At 70.5% G+C, this 22,626-nt stretch carries 18 protein-coding genes; 13 read left to right on the forward strand and 5 right to left on the reverse strand.

Going from position 1 to position 22,626, the window contains the following annotated elements; genetic code table 11:
* Position 1: 1 nt before the first annotated feature.
* The 4 genes from hemA (at position 2) to ACX9TP_RS15060 (ending at position 4,956) form a co-directional block, all read left to right on the forward strand.
* Positions 2–1,333, forward strand: coding sequence for a glutamyl-tRNA reductase (gene hemA, locus ACX9TP_RS15045; RefSeq protein WP_482980419.1), 1,332 nt, complete (start codon positions 2–4; stop codon positions 1,331–1,333).
* Entirely contained in the window at positions 1,330–2,271 is a 942-nt protein-coding gene (gene hemC / locus ACX9TP_RS15050; RefSeq protein ID WP_482980420.1) for a hydroxymethylbilane synthase, read from the forward strand. Before hemA ends, hemC begins: the two co-directional genes overlap by 4 nt.
* Positions 2,272–2,283: 12 nt before the next feature.
* Entirely contained in the window at positions 2,284–3,045 is a 762-nt protein-coding gene (locus ACX9TP_RS15055) for a uroporphyrinogen-III synthase (protein WP_482980421.1), read from the forward strand.
* Between the two features lie 72 nt (positions 3,046–3,117).
* Positions 3,118–4,956 carry a GspE/PulE family protein gene (locus ACX9TP_RS15060; protein ID WP_482980422.1) on the forward strand — a complete coding sequence of 613 codons (1,839 nt, stop codon included), beginning with the start codon at positions 3,118–3,120 and terminating at the stop codon, positions 4,954–4,956.
* 91 nt (positions 4,957–5,047) lie between these two features.
* On the opposite strand, the gene ACX9TP_RS15065 is transcribed toward ACX9TP_RS15060, so the two are convergent.
* The 3 genes from ACX9TP_RS15065 to ACX9TP_RS15075 form a co-directional block, all read right to left on the reverse strand.
* The gene (locus tag ACX9TP_RS15065) at positions 5,048–6,583 is read right to left on the reverse strand and encodes a hypothetical protein (protein WP_482980423.1); all 1,536 of its coding nucleotides are present in this window, start codon (positions 6,581–6,583) and stop codon (positions 5,048–5,050) included.
* 83 nt (positions 6,584–6,666) lie between these two features.
* Positions 6,667–8,658, reverse strand: a complete 1,992-nt coding sequence (locus tag ACX9TP_RS15070) for a single stranded DNA-binding domain-containing protein (RefSeq protein WP_482980424.1) — start codon at positions 8,656–8,658, stop codon at positions 6,667–6,669.
* On the reverse strand, positions 8,658–11,042 hold the full coding sequence (locus ACX9TP_RS15075) for a bifunctional metallophosphatase/5'-nucleotidase (RefSeq protein ID WP_482980425.1): 2,385 nt from the start codon (positions 11,040–11,042) through the stop codon (positions 8,658–8,660). Before ACX9TP_RS15075 ends, ACX9TP_RS15070 begins: the two co-directional genes overlap by 1 nt.
* Before the next feature lie 144 nt (positions 11,043–11,186).
* Here ACX9TP_RS15075 and ACX9TP_RS15080 point away from each other — a divergent pair, with 144 nt between their 5' ends.
* The 7 genes from ACX9TP_RS15080 (at position 11,187) to ACX9TP_RS15110 (ending at position 19,847) form a co-directional block, all read left to right on the forward strand.
* Positions 11,187–11,879, forward strand: coding sequence for an NUDIX hydrolase (locus ACX9TP_RS15080; protein ID WP_482980426.1), 693 nt, complete (start codon positions 11,187–11,189; stop codon positions 11,877–11,879).
* A gap of 99 nt (positions 11,880–11,978) precedes the next feature.
* Positions 11,979–13,442: an MFS transporter gene (locus tag ACX9TP_RS15085; protein WP_482980427.1), complete on the forward strand. Its 1,464-nt coding sequence runs from the start codon at positions 11,979–11,981 to the stop codon at positions 13,440–13,442.
* A 74-nt stretch (positions 13,443–13,516) separates the two neighbouring features.
* Positions 13,517–15,085, forward strand: coding sequence for a hypothetical protein (locus ACX9TP_RS15090; RefSeq protein WP_482980428.1), 1,569 nt, complete (start codon positions 13,517–13,519; stop codon positions 15,083–15,085).
* A 55-nt stretch (positions 15,086–15,140) separates the two neighbouring features.
* Positions 15,141–15,887: a hypothetical protein gene (locus ACX9TP_RS15095; RefSeq protein WP_482980429.1), complete on the forward strand. Its 747-nt coding sequence runs from the start codon at positions 15,141–15,143 to the stop codon at positions 15,885–15,887.
* Positions 15,888–16,021: 134 nt separating this feature from the next.
* Positions 16,022–17,149 carry a pyruvate dehydrogenase (acetyl-transferring) E1 component subunit alpha gene (gene pdhA, locus ACX9TP_RS15100; RefSeq protein ID WP_482982172.1) on the forward strand — a complete coding sequence of 376 codons (1,128 nt, stop codon included), beginning with the start codon at positions 16,022–16,024 and terminating at the stop codon, positions 17,147–17,149.
* 55 nt (positions 17,150–17,204) lie between these two features.
* Positions 17,205–18,191, forward strand: a complete 987-nt coding sequence (locus ACX9TP_RS15105; RefSeq protein WP_482980430.1) for a pyruvate dehydrogenase complex E1 component subunit beta — start codon at positions 17,205–17,207, stop codon at positions 18,189–18,191.
* A 6-nt stretch (positions 18,192–18,197) separates the two neighbouring features.
* Positions 18,198–19,847 (forward strand): pyruvate dehydrogenase complex dihydrolipoamide acetyltransferase, encoded by a 1,650-nt coding sequence (locus ACX9TP_RS15110; RefSeq protein WP_482980431.1) that lies wholly within the window; start codon positions 18,198–18,200, stop codon positions 19,845–19,847.
* Between the two features lie 69 nt (positions 19,848–19,916).
* Here ACX9TP_RS15110 and ACX9TP_RS15115 read toward each other — a convergent pair whose 3' ends face one another.
* Positions 19,917–20,162, reverse strand: a complete 246-nt coding sequence (locus ACX9TP_RS15115; RefSeq protein ID WP_482980432.1) for a hypothetical protein — start codon at positions 20,160–20,162, stop codon at positions 19,917–19,919.
* A 186-nt stretch (positions 20,163–20,348) separates the two neighbouring features.
* Between ACX9TP_RS15115 and ACX9TP_RS15120 the strand changes: the two genes are divergently transcribed.
* A complete protein-coding gene (locus ACX9TP_RS15120) occupies positions 20,349–20,645 on the forward strand; it encodes a DUF2795 domain-containing protein (protein ID WP_482980433.1) in 297 nt (98 codons plus the stop codon).
* 249 nt (positions 20,646–20,894) lie between these two features.
* Positions 20,895–22,052, forward strand: a complete 1,158-nt coding sequence (locus tag ACX9TP_RS15125; RefSeq protein ID WP_482980434.1) for a sensor histidine kinase — start codon at positions 20,895–20,897, stop codon at positions 22,050–22,052.
* Here ACX9TP_RS15125 and ACX9TP_RS15130 read toward each other — a convergent pair.
* Complete coding sequence (locus ACX9TP_RS15130) at positions 22,024–22,608, reverse strand: hypothetical protein (protein WP_482980435.1); 585 nt, start codon at positions 22,606–22,608, stop codon at positions 22,024–22,026. The genes ACX9TP_RS15125 and ACX9TP_RS15130 overlap by 29 nt on opposite strands.
* Positions 22,609–22,626: the final 18 nt, after the last annotated feature.

A 22,626-nucleotide genomic window follows, 5' to 3' on the forward strand; every position in this document is an offset into this window, starting at 1 on the left:
TATGGAGCTCATCTGCATCGGCCTGTCCCACCGCACGGCGCCCCTGGCGGTCCGTGAGCGGCTGGCCCTGTCCGAGTCCCGGCAGGTGGAGGTCGTCCAACGGCTGGCCCAGGCGCCCGTGGAGGCGCTCTGGGTGTCCACCTGCAACCGCGTGGAGGTGTACCTCTCCGCGCCGGACGTCGCGCTCGCGCACCAGCGCGTGGTGGCGGAGCTGCAGGCGCTGGGCGGCCCGGAGGCGCTGGAGCACCTGTACGAGCACCGCGGGGAGAACGCGCTGGTGCACCTGTTCCGCGTCGCCGGCAGCCTGGACTCCATGGTGCTGGGCGAGGCGCAGATCCTCGGCCAGGTGAAGGATGCCTTCGAGCGCGGCCAGGGCGCGGGCGCGGTGCGCGGCGAGCTGACGCGCGCGTGCGCGGCGGCCTTCAGCTGCGCCAAGCGCGTGCGCACGGAGACGGCCATTGGCCGCGCGTCCACGTCCATGGCGGCCGCGGCGGTGCAGCTGGCGAGCAAGGTGTTCGACGGCCTGGCCGGCAAGACGGTGCTGGTGGTGGGGGCGGGGGAGATGGGCGAGCTGGCCGCGCGCCACCTGAAGGGCGCGGGCGCCACGAAGCTGTTCATCACCAACCGCACCCTGGCCCGCGCGGAGGCGCTGGCTTTGGAGGTGGGCGGCACGGCGCGGCCCTTCGAGGAGCTGTTCGCCCTGCTCGCCGCGGCGGACGTGGTGGTGTGCAGCACGGCGTCGCCGGTGCCCCTCTTCACGAAGGAGAACGTCGGAGCGGTGGGCAAGGCGCGCAAGCACCGGCCGCTGTTCATGGTGGACCTGGCGGTGCCTCGCGACATCGACCCGGCCGTGGGCCAGCTGGACTTCGTGCACGCGTACGACGTGGACGACATCCAGAAGTTCGTCGCGGACAACGCCGCGGCGCGCGCCGAGGAGGCGCAGAAGGCGGGCGTGCTGGTGGCGCAGGAGGTGGCCCGCTTCGTCAAGGAGCGCGCCCTGCGCGAGGGCACGCCGGTACTGGCCCGCCTGCGCCAGCGCGCGGAGGCCATTGCCCGCGCCGAGGTGGAGCGCACGCTGGGCGCGTTGGGCGACGGCCTCAACGACAAGCAACGCAAGAGCATCGAGGCCATGGGACGCGCCATCGTCAACAAGCTGCTGCATGAGCCCACCTCGCGCCTGCGCGCCGTGGGCCCGGAGGGCGAGGGCAACCGGCTGGCCGGCGCCGCCGCCGAGCTGTTCGGCCTGCTGGAGGGCGAGGCGCCCGACGACGCGGCCGCCGCTCCCGTCGTGGCGCAGTCTCCCCAGGTGGCCGCCACGGGGGCCAAGCGATGAAGGCCGTGCGCATCGCCACCCGCCAGAGCCCGCTGGCGCTCTGGCAGGCCCGCCACGTGGGCGCGCTCCTGACGGCGCGCCACCCCGGGCTCGAGGTGTCCCTGGTGGAGATGACCACCGAGGGCGACCGCTTCCTGGGCGCGCCGCTGTCCGCCGTCGGCGGCAAGGGGCTGTTCGTGAAGGAAATCGAGCAGGCCCTGCTCGACGGCCGCGCGGACCTGGCCGTGCACAGCCTGAAGGACATGACGTCCGTGCTGCCGGAGGGGCTGATGCTCGCGGCGGTGCCGGTGCGTGAGGACCCGCGCGACGCCTTCTGCGGCCTGGGCGGGCTGACGCTGGACACGCTGCCCCAGGGCGCGCGCGTGGGCACGTCGTCGCTGCGCCGCAGCTGTGTGCTTCGCTCGGGACGGCCGGACCTGGACATCGTCAGCCTGCGCGGCAACGTGCAGACGCGCCTGGCGAAGACGAAGGAGCTGGGGCTCGCGGGCGCGGTGCTCGCGTACGCGGGACTGAAGCGGCTGGGCCTGGAGGGCGTCGTCACCCAGGTGCTGCCCACCGAGGTGAGCCTGCCCGCGGTGGGGCAGGGGGTGCTGGCCATCCAATGCCGCACGGATGACGCGCGCGTGCGCGAGCTGCTCTCGCCACTGGAGGACGCCACCACGCGCATCGCGGTGACGGCCGAGCGCGCGCTGCTGGCGAAGCTGGAGGGCGGCTGCACCGTGCCGCTGGCCGGGCACGCCACCGTGTCCGGCGGCGCCGTGCACCTGCGCGGGCTGGTGGGCCGGCCGGACGGCACCCACGTGGTGCGCGGCGAGGTGCGGGGGCCGGTGGAGCGCGCCCGCGAGCTGGGCGAGTCCCTGGCGGACGACCTGCTGTCGCGTGGCGCGGCGGACATCCTGCGTGATTTCGCTCGCCGCGCGGAGGCCCGGGAGTCCTAGACTGCCGCGCGCGTGGAACGGCGACTGGAAGGCATCCGAGTGTTGGTGACGCGCCCGCGTGAGCGGGCCGAGGAGCTGTGCTTCCTCCTCGAGGACGAGGGCGCGGAGGTGCTCAGCGTGCCCCTGCTGGAGCTGCGGCCCCCGGAGGACCCGCGTCCGCTGGCGTCCGCGGCGGAGCAGATTCAGCGCTACCGCTGGGTGGTGTTCGCCAGCCCGTCCGCGGTGGAGGCGCTGATGGAGGCGCTGCGCGAGGCCGGGACGGTGGAGCGGCTGCGCCGCGTGAAGGTGGCCGCGGTGGGCCCCCGCACCGCGCGCACCTGCGAGGGCTTCGGCCTGGAGGTGGCGGCGGAGCCGGAGGAGGGCACCGGCGAGGCCCTCTTCCACGCCATCAAGGAGGGGCTCCAGCCCGGTGACGAGGTGCTGCTGCCCGCCGCCGAGGAGGGCCGGCGCGAGCTGGAGGACGGGCTGCGGGAGATGGGCGTGCTCGTCACCCGCGTGACGGCCTACCGCTCCACGCCCGCGCCGCTGCCTCCCGAGGCCCTGGCGCTGCTGGAGGAAGCGCCGCTGCAGGTGGCGCTCTTCGCCTCGCCGCGCACCGCGGAGGTGTTCGTGGAGGAGGTGGGCCGCGAGAAGCTGGGCACCGCGCGCGTGGTGGCGATTGGCCCCACCACGGCCGCCGCCCTGGAGCGCCTGGGCGTGCCCCCGGCCGCCGTCGCGGAGCGCCCCACGCCGGAGGCGCTGGTGGATGCCGCCGTCCGGGCGGTTCGCGGCTAGGCTGCTCTCCCCCGGCGCGCGCTCCGGTACGGAGGGTGGTGTACTGCGGCGGCTGAAGGGAAGGAGACGGGCTTGGCACAGGCACTGAGCGGCGCGGGCGGCATCCCCTCCAGGGGACGCGATGACTTCACCACGCTCTTCGTGCTGGAGGCGCTGGTGGCCCAGGGGCTGCTGGCCCCCCAGCAGGCGCAGGAAATCCTCGCCCGGGAGACGGCCGCGCGGGCCCGCGTCCTCAAGGCGCAGGGCGGCAATGGCAAGGAAGCCGCGCGCTATGACGTGTCGCCGGTGGAGGTGGTGGCCGTCTTCCAGGTGCCCCTGGCCAACGGCCGCGGCGTGCTGGACGAGGACCGCGTCACCGAGGTCGCCGCGCGCGCCGCGGGCTGCGCCTACCGGAAGATAGACCCGCTGAAGCTGGACATGGCCATGGCCACGCGCACCGTGTCCCGGCCCTACGCGCAGAAGCACGTGCTGCTGCCGCTGGAGCGCACCGAGCAGGGCCGGCTGCTGGTGGCCGTGGCCAACCCCTTCGACGGCGAGCTCTTCGAGAACCTCCACCGCCTCACCGGGATGTCGGTGGAGCCGGTGCTGTGCGCCAAGTCGGACATCCTCAAGTCCATTGCCCACATCTACGGCTTCAACAAGACGCTGGCGCGCGCCGCCGACGACTTCGGCGCCACCGTGGGGGCGCAGGTCTCCAACTTCGAGCAGCTGGTGTCGCTCAGCGGCACGCAGGAGCTGGAGGCGTCCGACAAGCCGGTGGTGCAGGCGGTGGACTACCTCTTGCGCTACGCCTTCGACAACCGCGCGTCGGACATCCACCTGGAGCCCAAGCGCGGCACCAGCCTGGTGCGCCTGCGCATCGACGGTGTGCTGCACCCCGTGTACACGCTGCCGGCGCAGGTGCACGCGCCCATCGTCTCGCGCGTGAAGATGCTGGCGCGCATCGACATCTCCGAGAAGCGCAAGCCGCAGGACGGCCGCATCAAGACGGAGCGCGACGGCCGCGAGGTGGAGCTTCGCGTGTCCACGCTGCCCACCGCCTTCGGCGAGAAGGTGGTCATCCGCATCTTCGACCCGGAGACGCTGGTGCAGGACATCGCCCAGCTCGGCTTCGAGCAGGACGAGAAGGGCGCCTTCGAGTCGTGGATTGACAGGCCCCACGGCCTCATCCTCGTCACCGGCCCCACGGGCAGCGGCAAGACGACGACGCTCTACTCCGCGCTCAAGGCGCTGGCCGGGCCGGACGTCAACGTCACCACCATTGAAGACCCCATTGAAATGGTGTGGGACGCCTTCAACCAGGTGCAGGTGCAGCCCAAGGTGGGGCTCGACTTCGCCGGGGCGCTGCGCCACATCCTCCGCCAGGACCCGGACGTCATCATGGTGGGCGAAATCCGCGATGCGGAGACGGCGGAGAACGCGATTCAGGCCGCGCTCACCGGCCACCTCGTGCTCTCCACGCTGCACACCAACGACGCGCTGGGCGCGGTGGCGCGCATGCGGGACTTGGGCGTGCCCTCCTTCCTCCTCGCGCAGAGCCTCCTGGGCGTCATGGCCCAGCGCCTCTTGCGGCGGGTGTGCAGCCACTGCGCGGAGGAGACGACGCTCACCCCGGACGAGGTGCTGGCGCTCCAGGCGCCGCTTCCGCTCCTGCCGGGCGGGGTGCGGCTGCTCAAGGGCGCCGGCTGCGTGCGCTGCCGGGGCACCGGCTTCGTGGGGCGCACCGGCGTCTTCGAAATCGTCACCTGCGGCGGTGAGTTGAGGGACCTGGTCTCCCGCGAGGCGCCCTATGACGCGCTGGTGGAGGCGGCCCGCCGCTCGGGCATGCGCACCCTGCGCGAGGCCGCCGTGCGCAAGCTGGCCCAGGGCCTCACCGCCTTCGACGAGGTGGTGCGGATGACGTCCGCCTGAAGCCGCGCCCGGCAGGCCCCGGACATGACACGGCCCGGCTCCCCACGAGGAGGAGTCGGGCCGCGGTGTTTCACGGGCGTCCCGGCCGGGGCTAGAAGCGCGCCTGCAGCAGGGTGTTGAAGCCCAGCGCGTGCGGGTCCTCGAACGTGGGCTGGGCCACGCCGGTGATGTCGTCCCGGAACGTGGTCCGGTTGTTGTCGTACGTGTAGTACAGCTCGCCCACGGCGGCGACGGAGTCGGAGAGGTCCCACCGGAAGGTGGCCTTGGCCGAGTAGATGGGCTCCGCCTTGCAGACCGCGTTCGACTGGCCGCACACCTCGGGGAGGATGCTCAGCTGATTCACGTCACGCACCACCACGGTGCGCGTGCTGATGAGGTTCTCCGGCGGGTTGTTGCCACCCAGCAGCGGGGTGGGGCTGCGGAACGAGGCCGGCTGCTGCACGCCGAGGATGAAGCCCGGCGTGAAGTGCATCGCGGGGAAGTGGTAGTCCGCGCCCACCGCCAGGAACATCTCCGGGTTCAGGTCCGTGCCCTCGGGGAAGTCCTGGAACGGGGGGAAGCCCGGCACGTCGAACTGGATGTACGAGAGGCTGCGGTACAGGCCCAGCACGCTGAGGCGCAGGTAGTCGATCTTCGCGCGCGCCTGGAGCGCCAGCGCGGTGGCGCCCTGGGGCTGCGTGGCGCCGAACTCGTCCGGCTTCTCCAGCGTCTGCGAGAGGTAGCTGCCCTCGAGCGACACGGAGTAGGACAGGCCGCCCGGGTACTGCTCCGGCGCGAAGAAGCGCTGGTAGATGTCCGGGTCGTTCTTGTAGAGCCGGAAGTCCACGCTCGTGCCCACCGGCACGCCCACGTGGTAGACGACCTGGCCGGACACGCCCGCGGCATTCACCGGCGCCTCCACACCCAGCGTCGCGAGGCCCGGCACCAGGCCCTTCTGGAAGTAGCCCACGCCGGCCTCGACGCGCAGCGTCTCCAGGATGTCCCAGCCCGCGCCGGCCATCGCGCCGTAGAGCGTCTCCTCCTCGAGGATGAGCTCGTTCTGCACGAGCGCCGTCTTGCCGCCGACGTACGCGTACCAGTTGTCGCGCGTAATCTGCAGCTTGGCGCCCGGCACGCCGTTGGCCTGGGAGCGGGTGGTGAACACGCCGCTGCCGCCCCAGGAGATGCGGTACGCATAGCCCAGGCGGAAGCGGTCCGCGGACACCGGGAAGCCGACGAGGGAGATGCCCTCCTTCTCGCTCCAGCCCGGCGGCTGGTAGTTGAGCCGGATGTAGCTGGAGTTGTCGCGGATGTCGACGCCGCCCGCGGGGCGCTCCAGCACCAGCAGCGTCAGCGCCGCTTCCGTGGTGAGCCCCTCGAAGAACGCGGGCGCGCGCTTGTAGAGCACCACGTTCGACAGCGACTCGAAGCCGGAGAACCGGGTGTTGAAGTTGTCGTAGAACTGGGTGTTCTGGTTGCCCGCGCCAAAGCGCGCGTTCGGGCTGTTGGGCGTCGTTTCACCCGCGCCCGCCAGCACGTTGTCGTCCGCGAAGACGAACGACAGGCGCGTGTCCACGAAATCACCGGCCCAGGCGGGCACACTCAGGGATAGCAGCCCGGTCAGGGCCAGCGTCTGCAGCGTTTTCAATGTCCCTCTCCACGAAGCGGCCCGGGGGGAGCCGCTCCTCCCCGCGCCCCGGCTTTCACCAGGGCGCGAACTTCGTCAAACGACTACGGATTGGCGCAAGGCTTGATGGGCTTCGGGCACTGCATGTCCGGGCCCGGGTAGCAGCAGAGGTCGTCCTGGTCGCGCGGCAGCACCATCCACCGGGGCCGCGCGGCGCTCACCTGGCGCAGGTGACCGACGATGTCGAAGGTGGCCGCGTGCAGGAAGCGGCACTGCTGCGCGCGGTTGGTGTCCGGGTCGTCCTCGCGGCAGTTCACCACGAGGTCCGGAACCGCGTCCTTCGTCACCAGGTTGATGCGGGTGTGCGCATTCGTGCCCACCTGGCACGTCACGGTGCCCTTGGACTCGTCCTGCGCGCTGGCCCACATCACGAACTCGGCGTTCGACAGCGTCCGCGTGAGCAGGGTGCCCGCCTCCACCGGCGTGCTGTCGCCGCCGGGCAGGGTGGCCCCGCCGAAGCGCAGGAACGCGGCCTTGTCACACCAGACGTGCACCTTGCGGCCCGGGGTGAGCTCCCGGGTGCTGGCCCAGGTGGTGGTCTCCGGGTCTGCGTCCACCTGCGCGCTGACGCGCTCGATGCGGCCGGGAACGGAGCCGTCCAGGCCCGCCTCGGGCGCGCCGGAGGGGTTCATCTCCACCACGAACTGACCGAAGGTGTCGTACGTGTTCTTCTCGCTGCAGATCTTCCCGGCGAACGGCCCCATGCCCAGGGTGCAGTTGATGTTGCACTGGCGCTCCGGCAGGTCCGGGTCCGCCGGGTTGTCCGTGCCGCCGCAGGAGCCCCACGTGCCCGCGCGCGTGTCGGGGCAGAAGAAGGGCACCGTGCCGTTGCCGTTGGCGTCGCAGCTGTGGATGACCTCGGGGAAGCGCACGCGGCGGATCTTCACCAGCGAGGACTCCAGGCCCTCCATCTTGTAGTTGCCGTAGCTGTAACCGCACAGCGGGTCGGTCATGTACAGCGAGGCGCTGTAGCCGCACAGCCGGCCGTTGATCTCCACCGGCGGGGCCAGGTCCAGGTACTTGTTCCACTCGCTCTGCGGCAGCAGGCGGACGTGCTCGCGCACGGTCCACGACGGGAAGGTGAGCTGCGTGGTGGCGGTGAACTCCTGCACCGAGCCGGCCACCGTCCAGAGCAGGTCGCCCGGGTCCAGCCCCTCGGGGAAGGAGTAGTTGTAGATGTAGATGGAGTTGAAGCGGCCCGGGTAGTAGCCGCTCGGCTCGGCCGTCTGGGTGTTGGCACCCTGGATGCTGCCCTCCTTCACGCGGCAGGCCGTCAGGTCCGTCACGAAGAAGCCGCCCGGGTCCGTGCCCGTCACCAGCAGCGTCACCGGCTGGCCGTTGTTCGGGTCGCCCTCGGGGCAGTTCTGGCGCAGCACGGCCCCGGACTCGGGGGTGCTGCCGATGCGCATGTACGTGCCGTTGTACGCGGTGAGCTGGTCGCTGTTCTGCGGAATCTGCACCGTGGACAGCGTGGGCTCCTCGAACAGGAGCGCCTTGGACAGGCCCGTGGCGTAGCTGCGCGTCGCGGGCTCCTCGGGCAGGTCCCCCTCGGCCACCTGGCCCTCGGAGTAGTCCACCTCGGGCGGCTCGTCCTCCACCCACACGTGCAGCTCGCCGTACAGCTGCGAGGCGCGCACGGTGCCGGTGCCCTTGCCGTTGGTCAGGTTCGACCAGCGGTAGGTATACGCGCCGGAGAGGTTGCCCGGGACGACGCGGAAGGACACCGGGCCGTTGAAGGACTCCAGCGGCTGGCCCCTCACGTCGATGGCGGTGATGTCCAGGTCGATGTCCACCGCGGTGCGCGGGATTGCGTAGCGGCAGTCCTTGCCGCCGCGGACCTCCGCGGGCACCTGCGCCTGCGAGCCGTAGCGGGCGGCGCACTCGTTCACCACCGCCAGCGCCGTGCGGGGGTTGCTGTTGGCGACGTAGAGGCCCTTGACCTGCACGTCGAAGGTGCCGACGCCCTGGGGCTGCACGGCGTCCTCGGTGTAGCAGCCGGCCAGGGCGAAGGCCGACAGGAGCATGAGTCGCTTCATCACTTCACCCTCCGGCCGATGCGGCCGTCTTCCACCGCGTCCGCGACGGACATGGACGTGGGGTTCTCACAGAAGGAGCGCAGCTCCGGAGTCACGGTGCCGCAGATGGGGTTGCCGCCCGCCAGCACGTCGCGGCAGCTGCAGCGGCCCGTGTAGGGGCCCGCCGGAACCTGGCACTGCGCCTGGATGGTGTCCGGCGTCAGGTCCGCCACGCCGCAGCGCGCCGCGGCGTCCGTGGGGAAGGAGAGCAGGTCCTGGCACTTGCAGCTGCCCACCGTGCGGTCCAGCGCCGTCTTGAAGTCCTTCGCCGAGCGGCAGAAGCCCACCACCTGCTCGTCCACCGTCCACTGGCCGTTGATGAGGGTGCCGCAGCGGGCGCCCGACTTGGACGTCGGCCTGCCTTCGAGGATGTCGTCGCAGGTGCAGAAGCCCTGCATGTAGCCGATGAGCGAGTCGCGCAGGGAGATGCCCGTCTCGATGCGCGTGGTGTTGCGCTTGAGCACGTTGAAGCCCGAGCCGCCCTTGGCGATGTAGTCGTTGACGGCGATCTTGTACGTGCCGTTGGGGTCCAGCGGCTTGCTGTTGATCTGGATGTCCGTGCCGGGGTTCGCGTAGCAGCGGCCCTCTCCGGCGGCCGAGGCCTCGTCCTCGAGGCACTGCCAGGGGGCATGGCCCGCGCGGTTCTCCGTGGGGCAGTCCGTGGCGTTCTTCGCCCGCTCGCAGGGGATGCGCAGGTCGTTGAGCTGCACCTGGGCGCAGTCCATGGTGAAGCGCGCGCCGGAAATCTGGGCCTGGCTGACGCAGCCGCGCTCCGCGGAGCGCTCGGCCACGAAGTTGAACATCTCCTGCATCTCCTTGCCGGAGAGGTACATGATGTTGATGGTGTTCTCGAAGGGGAACACGTTGAACATCGACTCCTGCGTCACCACGCCCGCGTAGAGGTTGTCGCGGATGCCCAGCGAGTTGGTGAGCGCCATCTCCGCCTCGACGCGGCGGCGCTTGCGCATGGACTCGGCGGCCACGTTGCCCAGCGGCGAGTCACCGCCGGTGGAGTTGTTGCGGCGCTGCACGTCGCGCGGGGCGTAGGAGAAGATGTTGGTCAGCTGCAGCTTGAAGTCCATGCCCAGGATGTAGGGCTGGAGCAGCTGCGTCGTGTCCCGGTCCTCCTTGTTGCGGCAGTCCTGGATGGCCGCGCGCACGTCCGGGTTCTGGATGAACTGGCCCTCCGTCCAGAAGATGTCCGGGTCATACCGGTAGCGGCGCATGGCGTCGTTGCACCAGAGCGCGTCCAGGGGGAAGGCGCGGTAGTCCTGGCTGAGGATTTCGGCGCCCTCGCCCTCGCCGGACACCTCCGGCATCTTCACCACCAGCTCCAGCCGGCCCACGTACTTGGCGAAAGCGCCCGAGTGCGCGAGCACCACCTTGCGGCCGCTGGGGTCCGAGAGCAGCTGCGGCGGGTTGAGCACCACGTGCAGGTGGCCGCCCATCACCGCGTCCAGTCCGGACACGCCGGGGATGAGCACGCGCACCACCGACTTCTCGTCACCCTCGGGGCCGAACCACTCCAGCACCTGCCACGGGTTCTTGACGCGCTGGATGAAGGACTTCGCGCGGCCGTACTCGTAGTAGGCCTCGTAGCCCTGGATGACGTCCTGGTCCTCGGTGAGGCCCAGGTGGCTGACGATGACGAGCAGGTCCGTCACCGGGCGCAGCAGCTCCACGTAGGCGCGCACCACCTCGTTCTGCTCCATCGGGGTGACCTGCAGGCTGTTGCCACCCTCGACGATGGAGTTGAGCGAGGAGATGTTGGCCATGCCGATGATGCCCACCCGCACGCCCTTGACGTTGCGGATGGTGTACGGCTCGGTCTCCAGCGCGGCCTGGTTGCTGCCCACCTGGCGCCAGTCGTTCCACAGGTAGTTGGCGGCCAGCAGCGGGAAGGTCGCGTTGTCCCGCGCGCGCTGGACGAAGTTGAGCGCCCCCGCGTCGAACTCGTGGTTGCCCACCACGGCCGCGTCCAGGCGGCTCTGCGAGAGGAACTTGAATTCCACCTCGCCGGTGTTGATGTTGAAGATGGGCGCGCCCTGGAAGCAGTCACCCGAGTCCACGTGGATGACCCGGTCGCCCTTCTCCCGCTCGCGCTTGAGGAGCGCCGCCATGCGCGTCGCGCCACCGAAAGGACCGGCCTCCGGGATGAGCCCCAGGTCCTGGTCCGTCTTCAGCGGTGCGAAGTCATAGGGGATGAGGCGCGAGTGGATGTCCGAGGTATGCAGGAGCGTGAGGCGCACCTCCTGCCCCGCGAGGTTGTAATCCTGGCCTTCCACCACCGGCATGCACGAAGCAGTGGCCAGGGCGCAGGAGAGGCCGAGCAGGACGCGACGCATCAAGAGAGATTCCGTGTTTCAGGGGGAGGACGACGGTAAAGCCGGCGCACCGTACGGGATCAGGCCCTGTCCGGCAAGCAACGCAGGCATCACATTCCTACTCCATCACCCTTGCGGTCCTACTCCCCAGGAGAGCAGGCAGACATGAAGCCCGGTCATTCCAGTGTGACTGACATCGAGATCATCGAGGATTTCTCGTCCACGGCGCGCTGTGACGAAGGCTTCCTGCGGGTGCGGCGGCTGCGCTGCCGCAACCGGCGCTCGGACGGCTCGTCCTCGTCCGTGTACCGGGTGGACGTGGTGGACCGGCCCCGGCTGGACGCCGTCGCGGTGCTCGTCTTCCGACGCGGCGCGTCGGGCTCCCCCGGCTCCATCGAGGTGCTGACGCGGATGAACCTGCGGCCCGCGGCGTACTTCCGGAAGGACAACCGGGGGGCCATGACGGTGCCGGACCCGGCGGCCGGCTACCTGCGCGTGGAGGAAATCGTCGCGGGGCTCCTGGAGCCGGAGGACAAGGGCGAGGAGGGCCTGAAGCGGCGCGCGGCGGAGGAGGTGCGCGAGGAGGCGGGCTACGCGGTGAAGCCCGAGGACATCCAGCTTTTGGGCGGCGCCTTCTTCCTCGCGCCGGGCATCCTCTCGGAGAAGGTGTTCCCCGCGGCCGTGGACGTGACGGGCCTGGAGCCGGTGGAGCCGGAAGGGGACGGCACGCCGCTGGAAGAGGGCACGCAGCTGCACTGGCGGCCGCTCGCGGAGGTGCTGGAGGCGTGCCGCCGCGGGGACATCCCGGATGCGAAGACGGAGGTGGCGCTGACGCGGCTGCTTGCCCGCCAGCCCTGACCGCGCGGGTGGGGGGCGAAACGCGGCGCCCCGGTTCCTCCGGGGCGCGGACCGGGGTAGGGTGCGCGGCGTCGAGTCACCCACTGCCGAGGTCGCTGCATGTCGTCGCTGCCCCCCTGGCTGGCCCAGCTGCTGCCCATCCTCATCCTGCTGGGGGCCATCGCCCTCGTCCTGGCGCGCCTGCCCAAGGTGGAGCTGGGGCACACGGACGCGTTCCGGCGCCGCCGCTTCTTCAACTGGTTCCCGCTGGGCATGACGTACGCGTTCCTCTACATGGGGCGCTACAACGTCAACGTGGCCACCAGCGCGCTGGGCAGCCGCACCACCAACGCGGACTTCGGCACCATCTTCTTCTGGGGCACGCTGGTCTACGGCTTCGCCTTCCTCCTCAACGGCCCGCTGACGGACCGGCTCGGGGGACGGAAGACCATCCTGATATCGGCGGCCGGCTCGTCGCTGGCCAACGTCGCCATGGGCGCGGTGGTGTACGCGGTGGTGACGCAGGACTGGCAGCCGCCCGGCGGCCTCGTCGCGACGCTGTCGTTCCTCTACGCCGTCAACATGTACTTCCAGAGCTTCGGCGCGGTCTCCATCGTCAAGGTGAACGCGTCCTGGTTCCACGTGCGCGAGCGCGGCCAGCTGGGCGGCGTCTTCGGCATCCTCATCTCGCTGGGCGTCTACTTCGCCTACGACTGGAGCCGGCTCATCGTGAAGGCGGCGCCGGTGTACTGGGCGTTCTTCGTGCCCGCCGCCATCCTCGCGGCCTTCCTGGTGCTGGACTTCTTCGTCATCCGCGACACGCCCGGCCACACGGGCCACCCGGACTTCGACACCGCGGACGCGTCCTCCGGGGACACCGGCGCCCCGCTGGGCGTGTGGCCCGTCTTCAAGCGGATGATGAGCAACCGCACCATCATCGTCATCCTCTGCATCGAGTTCTGCAGCGGCTTCATGCGCAACGCCATCATGCAGTGGTACCCCAAGTTCGCGAAGTCCACCGGCATCGGTGAGGCCTTCGTGGCGGCCAACTGGGGCATGCTGCTGTGCGTGGCCGGCATCACCGGCGGCATGTTCGCCGGCGTCATCAGCGACCGCGTCTTCGACTCGCGCCGGGGCCCCGTCTCCGCGGTGCTCTACGCGGGCATGTCCCTGGGCGCGGTGGCCACCCTGTTCCTCCTGGACAGCATCGCCCTGGGGTGGACGGTCATCTTCATGTCCCTGTGCGTCATCGGCGTGCACGGCATGCTGTCCGGCACGGCCAGCATGGACTTCGGCGGCAAGAAGAACGCGGGCCTCGCGGTGGGCATCATCGACGGCGCCGTGTACGCGGGCACCGCCCTCCAGTCGATTCTGCTGGGCTCCATCCTCCCCGCGGGCGACCTGGCGAAGACGCCGGGCAACTGGGGCAACTGGCCGCTGGCCATGCTCCCGCTGTCGTTCCTGGGGCTGGTGCTGGCCACCCGGGTGTGGAACGCGAAGCCCCAGCCGAAGTCCACGCCGGTGCCCGCCACCCTGCCCGTGCCCCCGGCCGCCCCGGCCTCCCGGACTGGTACCGGAGGGTAGCTCGTTCGTGCTTCAACGGACGTGTCACGCCCGGGTCACTCCCGCGTGACAGGGAGGTAACGTAGAGTGCGGGTGTGTCCCAGGCACCCGCACCGCTGCATAGCCGCTTCGAGGTCCATGACCGGAAGCAGTTCGAGATAAAGCTCGAGTACCAGCCCACCGGTACGGAGGAGACGCGCTACCTCGTGGAGGCGTACCTCTTCCTGCCCGGAAGCCTGAACATCGACGCCGAGACGTACCCCCGCGCCGACTTCTACGCGGACATCCACAACTACGTGCGCTTCAAGACGCCGGTGATGGCGGTGGAGGAGCTGCTGTCGTCGGATGCCTCGCCGCTGGTGCGGCTGGAGGCGTGGCTGCGCACGGGGATGGGCACCGAGAGCGACATCGTCTACCAGGCGAAGCTGCTGTCCTGCGTGCTGCGCGGGGCGCTGCGCCGCTTCGCCATCGGCGTGGAGGCGCGCTGCGAGGGCACGGGCGGGCTGCCCCAGGACGCCTGCGCGGGGCTGGAGGCGGACATCCTGGCCATGCAGGCCGGCGTGACGCGGGTGCTGGAGCGCTTCCGCGCGTGGCTGCGCTCGGCGGGGGAGCTGCGGCTGCAGGAGCGGCCGCGGGCGGCGCTGCGGCTGGTGGACGAGTACGTCAGCCTCCTCGTGGAGGGCGGCTTCCGGCGCTCGGTGGCGGACATGAAGGCGCTGCCGCGCACGGAGCCGTGGGTGGGGCTGCGCAAGGGGCTGATGGAGGCGGTGCTGCGCGAGGAGGCGTACCGCAAGGAGCACCGGCTGCGCAGCGTGCTGAGCCCCACCGGGGACAACGAGGAGTACATCCAGCGGCTGGGCTTCCTGAAGAAGTTCTGCATGAACGTGCTCTTCCTGTCCTCGAAGCGGAAGCAGAAGCGGCAGGGCTTCGAGGAGATGCTCTTCGCGCTGGCGGCGGGCGTGGCGATGACGTTCGCCACCGCGGTGGCCTTCTGGGCGCAGGCGCGCTTCGCGCAGGCGAGCCTCAACTTCTTCCTCATCCTCGTCGTCGGCTACATGGTGAAGGACCGCATCAAGGAAGGCCTGCGCAAGATGCTCAGCCGGGTTGCGGCCACGCACCTGGCGGACCGGACGGCGGACCTGGTGGACCCCGTCACCGGCCGGGCCATTGGCACGTGCGAGGAGCGGGTGGACTACGGCCCGGCCCTGAAGGTGCCGCCAGCGGTGTCCGCGCTGCGCCACCGCGACGACTTCCTCACCGCGTCCCAGGGCGAGCTGTCCGAGACGGTCATCCGCTACCGCAAGCACATCGACCTGGACGCGCGCCTGATGCCGCGCACGGAGCGGGGCCTGACGGGCGTCACCGACATCCTCCGGCTCAACGTGGAGCGCTTCCTGCGCGACATGGACGAGCCGGAGCTGGCGCTGGAGTACGTGGACCTGGCGGACCTGTCCGTGGGGCACATCCGCGGCGCCAAGCGCTACCCGGTGGACGTGGTGTTCCGCTTCACCGTGGAGGAGGAGGAGACGGACCGGCGCCAGGAGACGACGCAGTTCGTCCGGCTGGTGCTGGACCGCAACGGCATCCAGCGCATGCAGCACTTCCCGGAGCCCTCGTCTCCCGGGTCGCCTCCCGGCACCGTTCCCTGGCAGTCAGCCGCCTGAGCGGCACGGTTTCGGCGGCGCCCTGGCGCGAGCGCGGGTAATCTGCCCCGCGCTCATGGCCTACGACGACTTCAAGAAACGCATCCGAGACGACTGGCGGGACACCCTGCGGGGCATCCTGACCCGCGCCCGCTCGCTCGGCCCCCGGGCGGTGCTGGCGTTCGACCTGGACTCCACCCTCTTCGACAACCGCCCCCGGCAGGCCCGCATCCTCCGCGAGTTCGGCGCCGCGCGCTCGCTCGCCGCCCTGGCCGCCTGCGCGCCCCACCATTGGGTGACGGGCTGGGACATGCGCGAGGCCATGAAGGCCTGCGGCCTGGAGGACGCCCAGGTGGAGGCTCACTTCCCGGACGCCCGCCGCTTCTGGGGGGAGCGCTTCTTCACCAGCGACTACTGCGCGGACGACGTGGCGATCGAGGGCGCGGCCGCCTTCACCCACGCCGTGGTGGCGACGGGCGCGCTGCTCGTCTACGTCACCGGCCGGCACGAGGGCATGCGCGAGGGCTCCGTCTCGTGCATGCGCCGGCATGAGCTGGCCATCCCGGACGACACTCAGGTGCACCTCTTCATGAAGCCCACGCTCCAGGAGGACGATGACGCCTTCAAGCGGGAGGCCCACGCGAAGCTGGGCCGGCTGGGCAGCGTGGTGGCCGCCTTCGACAACGAGCCCACCCACGCCAATGACTACCGGCGCAAGTTCCCCGAGGCCACCGTCATCCATCTGGCCACGGACCATTCGGGCCGCCCGGTGGAGTTGTTGGAGGGCGTCATCTCCGTCCCGCACTTCGCGCTCGAATCCTGACGCAGCGCGGCTGAAAGACAGTCGAGGTGCCCGACGGTTCGTTGGGCTTTGAAGTCCCCCTGCCGCGCGCTATGAGGCGCTCGGCGTCCGCCGTCCCGCAAGAGCCGGGGACGGCCTGCATGGAGGCACCCGCGGTGGCCAGCCCGTACTCGAAGGAACAGCTGTTGACGATGTACCGGAAGATGTACCTCATCCGTCGCTTCGAGGAGCGCGCGGGTCAGCAGTACACGCTGGGGAAGATCGCCGGCTTCTGCCACCTCTACATCGGCCAGGAGGCCGTGGCGGTGGGCCCCATCGAAGCCATCCGTCCGGACGACTACATGCTCAGCGCGTACCGGGACCATGGCCAGCCGCTGGCGCGTGGCTCCGACGCGGGCATGGTGATGGCGGAGCTGTTCGGCCGCGGCACCGGCTACAGCAAGGGCAAGGGCGGCTCGATGCACATCTTCGACATCGAGCACCACTTCTACGGAGGCTACGGCATCGTCGGCGGGCAGATTCCGCTCGCGGCGGGCATGGCCTTCGCCAGCCGCTACCGGAACGAGGACCGCGTCACGGTCTGCTACTTCGGCGACGCGGCGGCCAACCAGGGCGCCTTCCACGAGACGTTCAACATGGCGTCCAAGTGGAAGCTGCCGGTCATCTACATCTGCGAGAACAACCGCTACGGCATGGGCACGGCCATTGCCCGCACGTCCGCGGTGCCTGAAATCTACAAGCGCGCGGCGGCCTACGGGATGCGCGGCGAGCCGGTGGACGGCATGGACTGCCTGAAGATGTACGAGGCGGTGAAGGACGCCGCCGCGTACTGCCGCGCCGGCAAGGGCCCGGTGCTGCTGGAGGCCAACACCTACCGCTTCCGCGGCCACTCCATGGCGGACCCCGCCACCTACCGCAGCAAGACGGAGGTGGAGGAGGAGCGCAGCAAGAACGACCCCATCCCCAAGCTGCGGGCCCTTGCCCTCAAGGAGAAGCTCGCCGCCGACGCCGACTTCGAGGCCATCGAAGAGGAAGTGAAGGCGCAGGTGGACGCGGCGGTGAAGTTCGCGGACGAGTCCCCGGAGCCCAGCCTGGAAGAGCTGTGGCGGGACACCATTGTCGAGGAGGGCGAGGAGGACGTGCGCCCCCGCGAGCGCGTGCTGGGCGTGAAGGTGACCAACTGGCCGAAGTACCCGAGCGGCCAGGAGCTGAAGGTGACGTGGGACCTCGAGCCCCGCGAGCAGGCCGAGCAGGCTGACAAGAAGGCGGGCCTGAGCCGCTAGCCAAAGCGACGAGCCCCTCCACCCAACCCTTTTTCGATTCCCTTCGGAGCTGACGATGCCCGAGTTGATGTACCGCGAGGCGCTGAACCAGGCGCTCGCCGAGGAGATGGAGCGCGACGCCAACGTCTTCCTGATTGGCGAGGAGGTCGGCCGCTACAACGGCGCCTTCAAGGTGTCGCAGGGCCTGCTGGACAAGTTCGGGAGCGCGCGCATCATCGACGCGCCCATCTCCGAGCTGGGCTTCACCGGCATGAGCGTGGGCGCCGCCATGGTGGGCCTGCGCCCCGTGGTGGAGATGATGACCTGGAACTTCGCGATTCTCGCGATGGACCAGATCGTCAACAACGCGGCCAAGCTGCGGCACATGTCCGGCGGCCAGCTGCGCTGCCCGATTGTCTTCCGCGGCCCCGGTGGCGCCGGCGGCCGGCTGTCCAGCCAGCACAGCCAGGCGCTCGAGGCCAACTACGCGCACTTCCCGGGTCTGAAGGTGATTGCCCCGGCGACGCCCGCGGACGCCAAGGGCATGCTCAAGGCGGCCATCCGGGACGAGAACCCGGTCATCATGTTCGAGGGCGAGCGCCTGTACGCCCTCAAGGGTGAGGTGCCCGAGGGCGAGCACGTGGTGCCGCTGGGCAAGGCGGACATCAAGCGCGAGGGCACCGACGTCACCATCATCACCTGGTCGCGCATGTACTACTTCTGCATGGAGGCGGCCGAGCAGCTGGCGAAGGAGGGCATCTCCGCGGAGGTGCTGGACCTGCGCACGCTGCGGCCCCTGGACGAGGAAGCCATCCTCGCCAGCGTGCGCAAGACGAACCGGGTGGTCATCGTCGAGGAGGGCTGGGCCCTGGCGGGCGTGGGCGCCTCGGTGGTGGACATCATCCAGTCGAAGGCGTTCGACGACCTGGACGCGCCGGTGGCGCGCGTGACGGGGCTCGACGTGAACATGTCCTACGCGGCGAATCTCGAGAACGCGACCCAGCCGGACGCGCCCAAGATCATCGACGCGGTGAAGAAGGTGCTGTACCGCGAGGGAGCCTGAACGCGTATGGCCACTCCCATCCAGATGCCCAGCCTTTCCCCGACGATGAAGGAGGGGAAGATCGTCAAGTGGCTCAAGAAGGTGGGCGACAAGGTCTCCTCCGGCGAGGCTGTCGCCGAGGTGGAGACGGACAAGTCCAACCTCGAGATTGAAGCCTTCGACGACGGCTACCTCCTGCAGATTGTCGTCGGCGAGGACCAGACGGCCGCCGTGGGCGCGCCCATCGCGTTCCTCGGCGCCAAGGGCGAGAAGGTGGAGGCCGGCAAGGCCGCCGCCGCTCCCGCCGCCAGGCCCGCGGAGGCCCCGGCCGCCGCGAAGGCTCCGGCGCCCCAGGCCCCCGCCGCGCCGCCGCCTCCCTCCGCGCCCGCCGCCAGCGGCGGTGGTGGCGGTGGTGGTGGCAATCGCATCGCCGTGGCGATGCCGAGCCTCTCCCCGACGATGAAGGAGGGGAAGATCGTCAAGTGGCTCAAGAAGGTGGGCGACAAGGTCTCCTCCGGCGACGCCATCGCTGAGCTGGAGACGGACAAGTCCAACCTCGAAATCGAGGCCTACGACGACGGCACGCTGGCCGAAATCGTGGTGGGTGAGAACCAGATGGCCGCCGTGGGCGCGCCCATCGCGTACCTCACCGGCAAGGGTGCCAAGGCGGCCCCGGCCGCTCCGGCTCCGAAGCCGGCGGCGTCCGCGCCCTCGGCTCCGGCTTCCGCCGCGCCCCAGGCTCCGGCCGGGGGCCAGGTGGTGCCGCTGCGCCGCGAGGAGCCGGCCCCGGCCGGTGGACGGCGCCTGCGCGCCAGCCCCCTGGCGAAGAAGATTGCCCGCGAGCGCGGCCTGGACATCCACCAGGTGCAGGGCTCCGGTCCCTCGGGTCGCATCGTGAAGCGCGACATCGAGGAGGCGCTCGCGAAGGGCGTGGCGGCTCCGGCGGCCGCGGCGAAGAAGGCCCCGGCGCCCGGCGCGCGTCCGGCGGCGGGTGTCCGGCCCGAGCCGACCGTGGTGCCCCTCACGTCCATGCGCAAGGTCATCGCGCAGCGGATGACGGAGGTGAAGCCCGGCGTCCCGCACTTCTACCTCACCATCGAGGTGGACATGGACGCCGCGGTGAAGGTCCGCGAAGAGGCGAAGGCGATGGAGCTCAAGGTCTCCGTCAACGACCTCATCGTGAAGGCCGTGGCCATGGCGGTGCGCCGCTACCCGCGCATCAACGTGTCGCTCCAGGGCGACCAGGTGGTCCAGTTCAACACCGTGGACGTGGGCATCGCCGTGGCACTGGAGGAGGGGCTGATTACGCCCATCCTCCGCGACGCGGACCAGAAGGGCCTGCAGGCCATCGCCACCGAGGTGCGGGAGTTGGCGGAGCGCGCCCGCAAGCGCGCCCTCAAGCCGGACGAGTACACCGGCGGCTCCATCACCGTCAGCAACCTGGGCATGTACGGCATCGACCAGTTCGTCGCCGTCATCAACCCGCCGCAGGCGTCCATCCTCGCGGTGGGCGCGGTGGCCGACAAGGCCGTGGTCATCAACGGCCAACTCGCGGTGCGCAAGATGATGACGGCCACGCTGTCGTGTGACCACCGCGTCATCGACGGCGCCATCGGCGCGGAGTTCCTGCGCGAGCTGCGCGGCCTCCTGGAGCACCCCACGCGGCTGCTCTTCTAGGCCGCGGGCAGCGCGCCCGCCCCGTGCTCCCTCACCGGGGCGCACGGAGGCGGGGCGGGGCCGGCCTGGCTACTCGCGCGTCGGCTCCTTCGAGTCCTCCATGTCCTCCTCGAGCTTGCGCTGGGCGTCCGTCACGCTCGCCTGCTGCTCGCGTGAGGTGCCGGTGGGCAGCTCATGCTCCTCCCCCTTGGAGCGGCCCTCGATTCCGGGCCAGGGCTCCGGCCGCGTGGCCTGCACATGCTCGATGTGCTCGGCGTAACCCTTCTCGCCGCCCGCATTGCGCTTGTTCTCGTCCGGCTTGTCCTTCTTCGCCATGGCGCTGTCCTCCCTCGTTGGAATGAATCCGCCGTGCTCCGTGGCGGTAACGGTGGGACGCCTCGGGCGGGCTGACCACCCGCGAGCAGGCGGGACGGCTCGCTCCCCCGCCTGCTGGGCAGGCATGGAAAAAAGGACGGCAGCCGGGCACGTTCGCTGCTTAACTTCGCTCCAATGAACGACGACATGACACGCGAACGGCTTGCCCAGGGTGTGTCGGAGTTGGAGGCACGCGTGGGACAGCCGCTGCCACTTGCTCGAGCGCTGCACGAGGCCCTCCTCGGCGCGGTGTTCCCGCTCACCGCCGAGGAGCTGACCCTGGTGGCCCGGGAGAACGAGGCCCCGCCCACGGTGCTCTCGCTGCTGGGAGGACTTCCCCGCGGCCGCTTCGCCTCCGCGGACGCGGTGGCCGTGGCGCTGGAGGGCACGCTGTCCGGAGACGAGGCCTCCGACTCACAGCCTCCTGTTACGTCCACGCGCTGATCCACGCTGCACGTGAAGTGAGGCGGACAGGCACGCAATCCCCGCGATTGCCGCCGCCTTCACTGTCACTGCAGGATTTCCTCGGGAACTCCCCGGAGCGGGAAGAGGGCCTGGGGGGATATGACGTGTCAGGGTCTCCTCGTATGCTGCCTGGTGCGCGCCGCACCCGGAGAACGCAAGCGGGAGGAGGCGCTATCCTAGGCCCTACCAGCCTGGCCCCCTTCGGGAACCCCGGCCAGGAGGAGCGTCATGAATCCGTCTGAACTCCCCGCGGTGCTGTACGTCGATGACGACGCCCTGAACCTGCGGGTCTTCGACGCGAACTTCGGGCAGCGCTTCCGCATCTTCCGCAGCTCCTCGCCCAACGAGGCGCTGGCGCTGCTGGAGCAGCGGCGGGGCGAGATTGGCGTCATCCTCTCCGACCAGCGCATGCCGGGCATGACGGGCGTGGAGCTGCTGGAGCGTGCGCGCACGATTGCGCCCGACGCCAAGCGCATGCTCGTCACGGCGTACGCGGACATGCAGGCCGTCATCGACGCGGTGAACCGCGGCCAGGTGACGCGCTACTTCGTCAAGCCGTGGGACCGCGCGGAGCTGCAGTCCGCGCTGGACGACGCGCTGAAGATTGCGCGGCTGGAGCTGCGCATCCGCGAGGTGGAAGGGCGGATGCTCAAGTCCGAGCGTCTGGCCACGCTGGGGCAGGTGACGGCGGGCATCGCCCACGAGCTGATGGGGCCGGTGGGCTACCTCTCGCAGAACGTGGTGTCGCTGCAGAGAGACCTCGCGAGCGTCATCCAGTACGTGTCGCGGCACCTGCAGACGGACCCGAACGCGCAGGTGGCGGAGACGGTGGAAGATTTGCCCGCGCTCATCAAGGACCTGGCGGACGGCGCCGAGCACCTGCGGCAGGTGGCGCTGGGCCTGCGCGCGCAGGCGCGCGGCGAGGACCACGAGGCGACGGCGGACGTGGCGGAAGTCGTATCCTTCGCGGTGAAGCTGGCGCGCGCGGAGGTGCGGGACAAGGCCCGGCTGACGAGCAACGGCGAGCCGGTGCGCGTCACCTTCGGGCCGGTGAAGCTGTGCCAGGTGGTGCTCAACCTCATCGTCAACGCGTCGCAGGCCATGACGGGCACGGGCCGGCAGGGCCGCATCGAGGTGCGGTGGACGGCGCGCCCCGAAGAGGTGGTGCTCACCGTGGCGGACAACGGCTGCGGCATCCCCCTGGAGCTGCAGGAGCGCGTCTTCCAGCCGCTCTTCACCACCAAGCCGGTGGGCATCGGCACCGGGCTGGGGCTGTCCATCTGCAAGGAGCTGGTGACGCAGTTCGGCGGCAACCTGCGCCTGTCCTCCACGCCGGGCGAGGGGACGGAAATCGAAATCACCCTCCGGCGAGCCCCGCACCCCTGAGCCCGAAGGCGTTGCTCAGCATGCGCCACACGCGGTGCAGCGTCTCGCCCTCGGCGGGACGCACGCCCTCCACCAGCACCGCGCGGCGCGGCGCCTCGTCCTCCAGCACGTACTCCACCACCAGCGCGTAGCGCGGGCCCGGCCGCTCCACCATGTGCACGGCCTTCACCGCGTCGAAGGGCACCAGCTCCGCGCGCGTGCCCCCGGGCGTCCACGCCAGGTGCTCCACGCGCAGGGACTCCGAGCGGAAGTGCAGCACGAAGCGCCGCCGGCCCAGCCGCGACTCCAGCCGCAGCGCCAGTCCCACCAGCACCGCCGCCGTCAGGGCCAGGGCGACGGCCGCCACGGGCAGCGTGCCACCCTCCAGCCCCACCATGACGGCCGCGCCCACGGTGCACCCCAGTGCCACCCCCACGCACAATCCCGGCAGGATGCGCCTGTCCCATGGGGGAGGCAGGGACTCGCCCACCAGGCGGCCGCCGTCGTAGCGCAGCCTCACGTCACCCAGCAGGGAGGGCACCCGGTTGTCCAGCAATGCGTCCTCGAAGCTCGCCACGCAGGCAGCATAGCGGGC

This window comes from Pyxidicoccus sp. M15 (assembly GCF_056858435.1).

Excerpts from the sequence above, each read along its gene's own strand:
- hemA (WP_482980419.1), top strand. The coding sequence starts at position 2 with ATGGAGCTCATCTGCATCGGCCTGTCCCACCGCACGGCGCCCCTGGCG.
- hemC (WP_482980420.1), top strand. The coding sequence starts at position 1,330 with ATGAAGGCCGTGCGCATCGCCACCCGCCAGAGCCCGCTGGCGCTCTGG.
- ACX9TP_RS15070 (WP_482980424.1), bottom strand. The coding sequence starts at position 8,658 with ATGAAGCGACTCATGCTCCTGTCGGCCTTCGCCCTGGCCGGCTGCTAC.
- ACX9TP_RS15075 (WP_482980425.1), bottom strand. The coding sequence starts at position 11,042 with ATGCGTCGCGTCCTGCTCGGCCTCTCCTGCGCCCTGGCCACTGCTTCG.
- ACX9TP_RS15080 (WP_482980426.1), top strand. The coding sequence starts at position 11,187 with ATGAAGCCCGGTCATTCCAGTGTGACTGACATCGAGATCATCGAGGAT.
- ACX9TP_RS15085 (WP_482980427.1), top strand. The coding sequence starts at position 11,979 with ATGTCGTCGCTGCCCCCCTGGCTGGCCCAGCTGCTGCCCATCCTCATC.
- ACX9TP_RS15095 (WP_482980429.1), top strand. The coding sequence starts at position 15,141 with ATGGCCTACGACGACTTCAAGAAACGCATCCGAGACGACTGGCGGGAC.
- ACX9TP_RS15105 (WP_482980430.1), top strand. The coding sequence starts at position 17,205 with ATGCCCGAGTTGATGTACCGCGAGGCGCTGAACCAGGCGCTCGCCGAG.
- ACX9TP_RS15110 (WP_482980431.1), top strand. The coding sequence starts at position 18,198 with ATGGCCACTCCCATCCAGATGCCCAGCCTTTCCCCGACGATGAAGGAG.
- ACX9TP_RS15115 (WP_482980432.1), bottom strand. The coding sequence starts at position 20,162 with ATGGCGAAGAAGGACAAGCCGGACGAGAACAAGCGCAATGCGGGCGGC.
- ACX9TP_RS15120 (WP_482980433.1), top strand. The coding sequence starts at position 20,349 with ATGACACGCGAACGGCTTGCCCAGGGTGTGTCGGAGTTGGAGGCACGC.
- ACX9TP_RS15125 (WP_482980434.1), top strand. The coding sequence starts at position 20,895 with ATGAATCCGTCTGAACTCCCCGCGGTGCTGTACGTCGATGACGACGCC.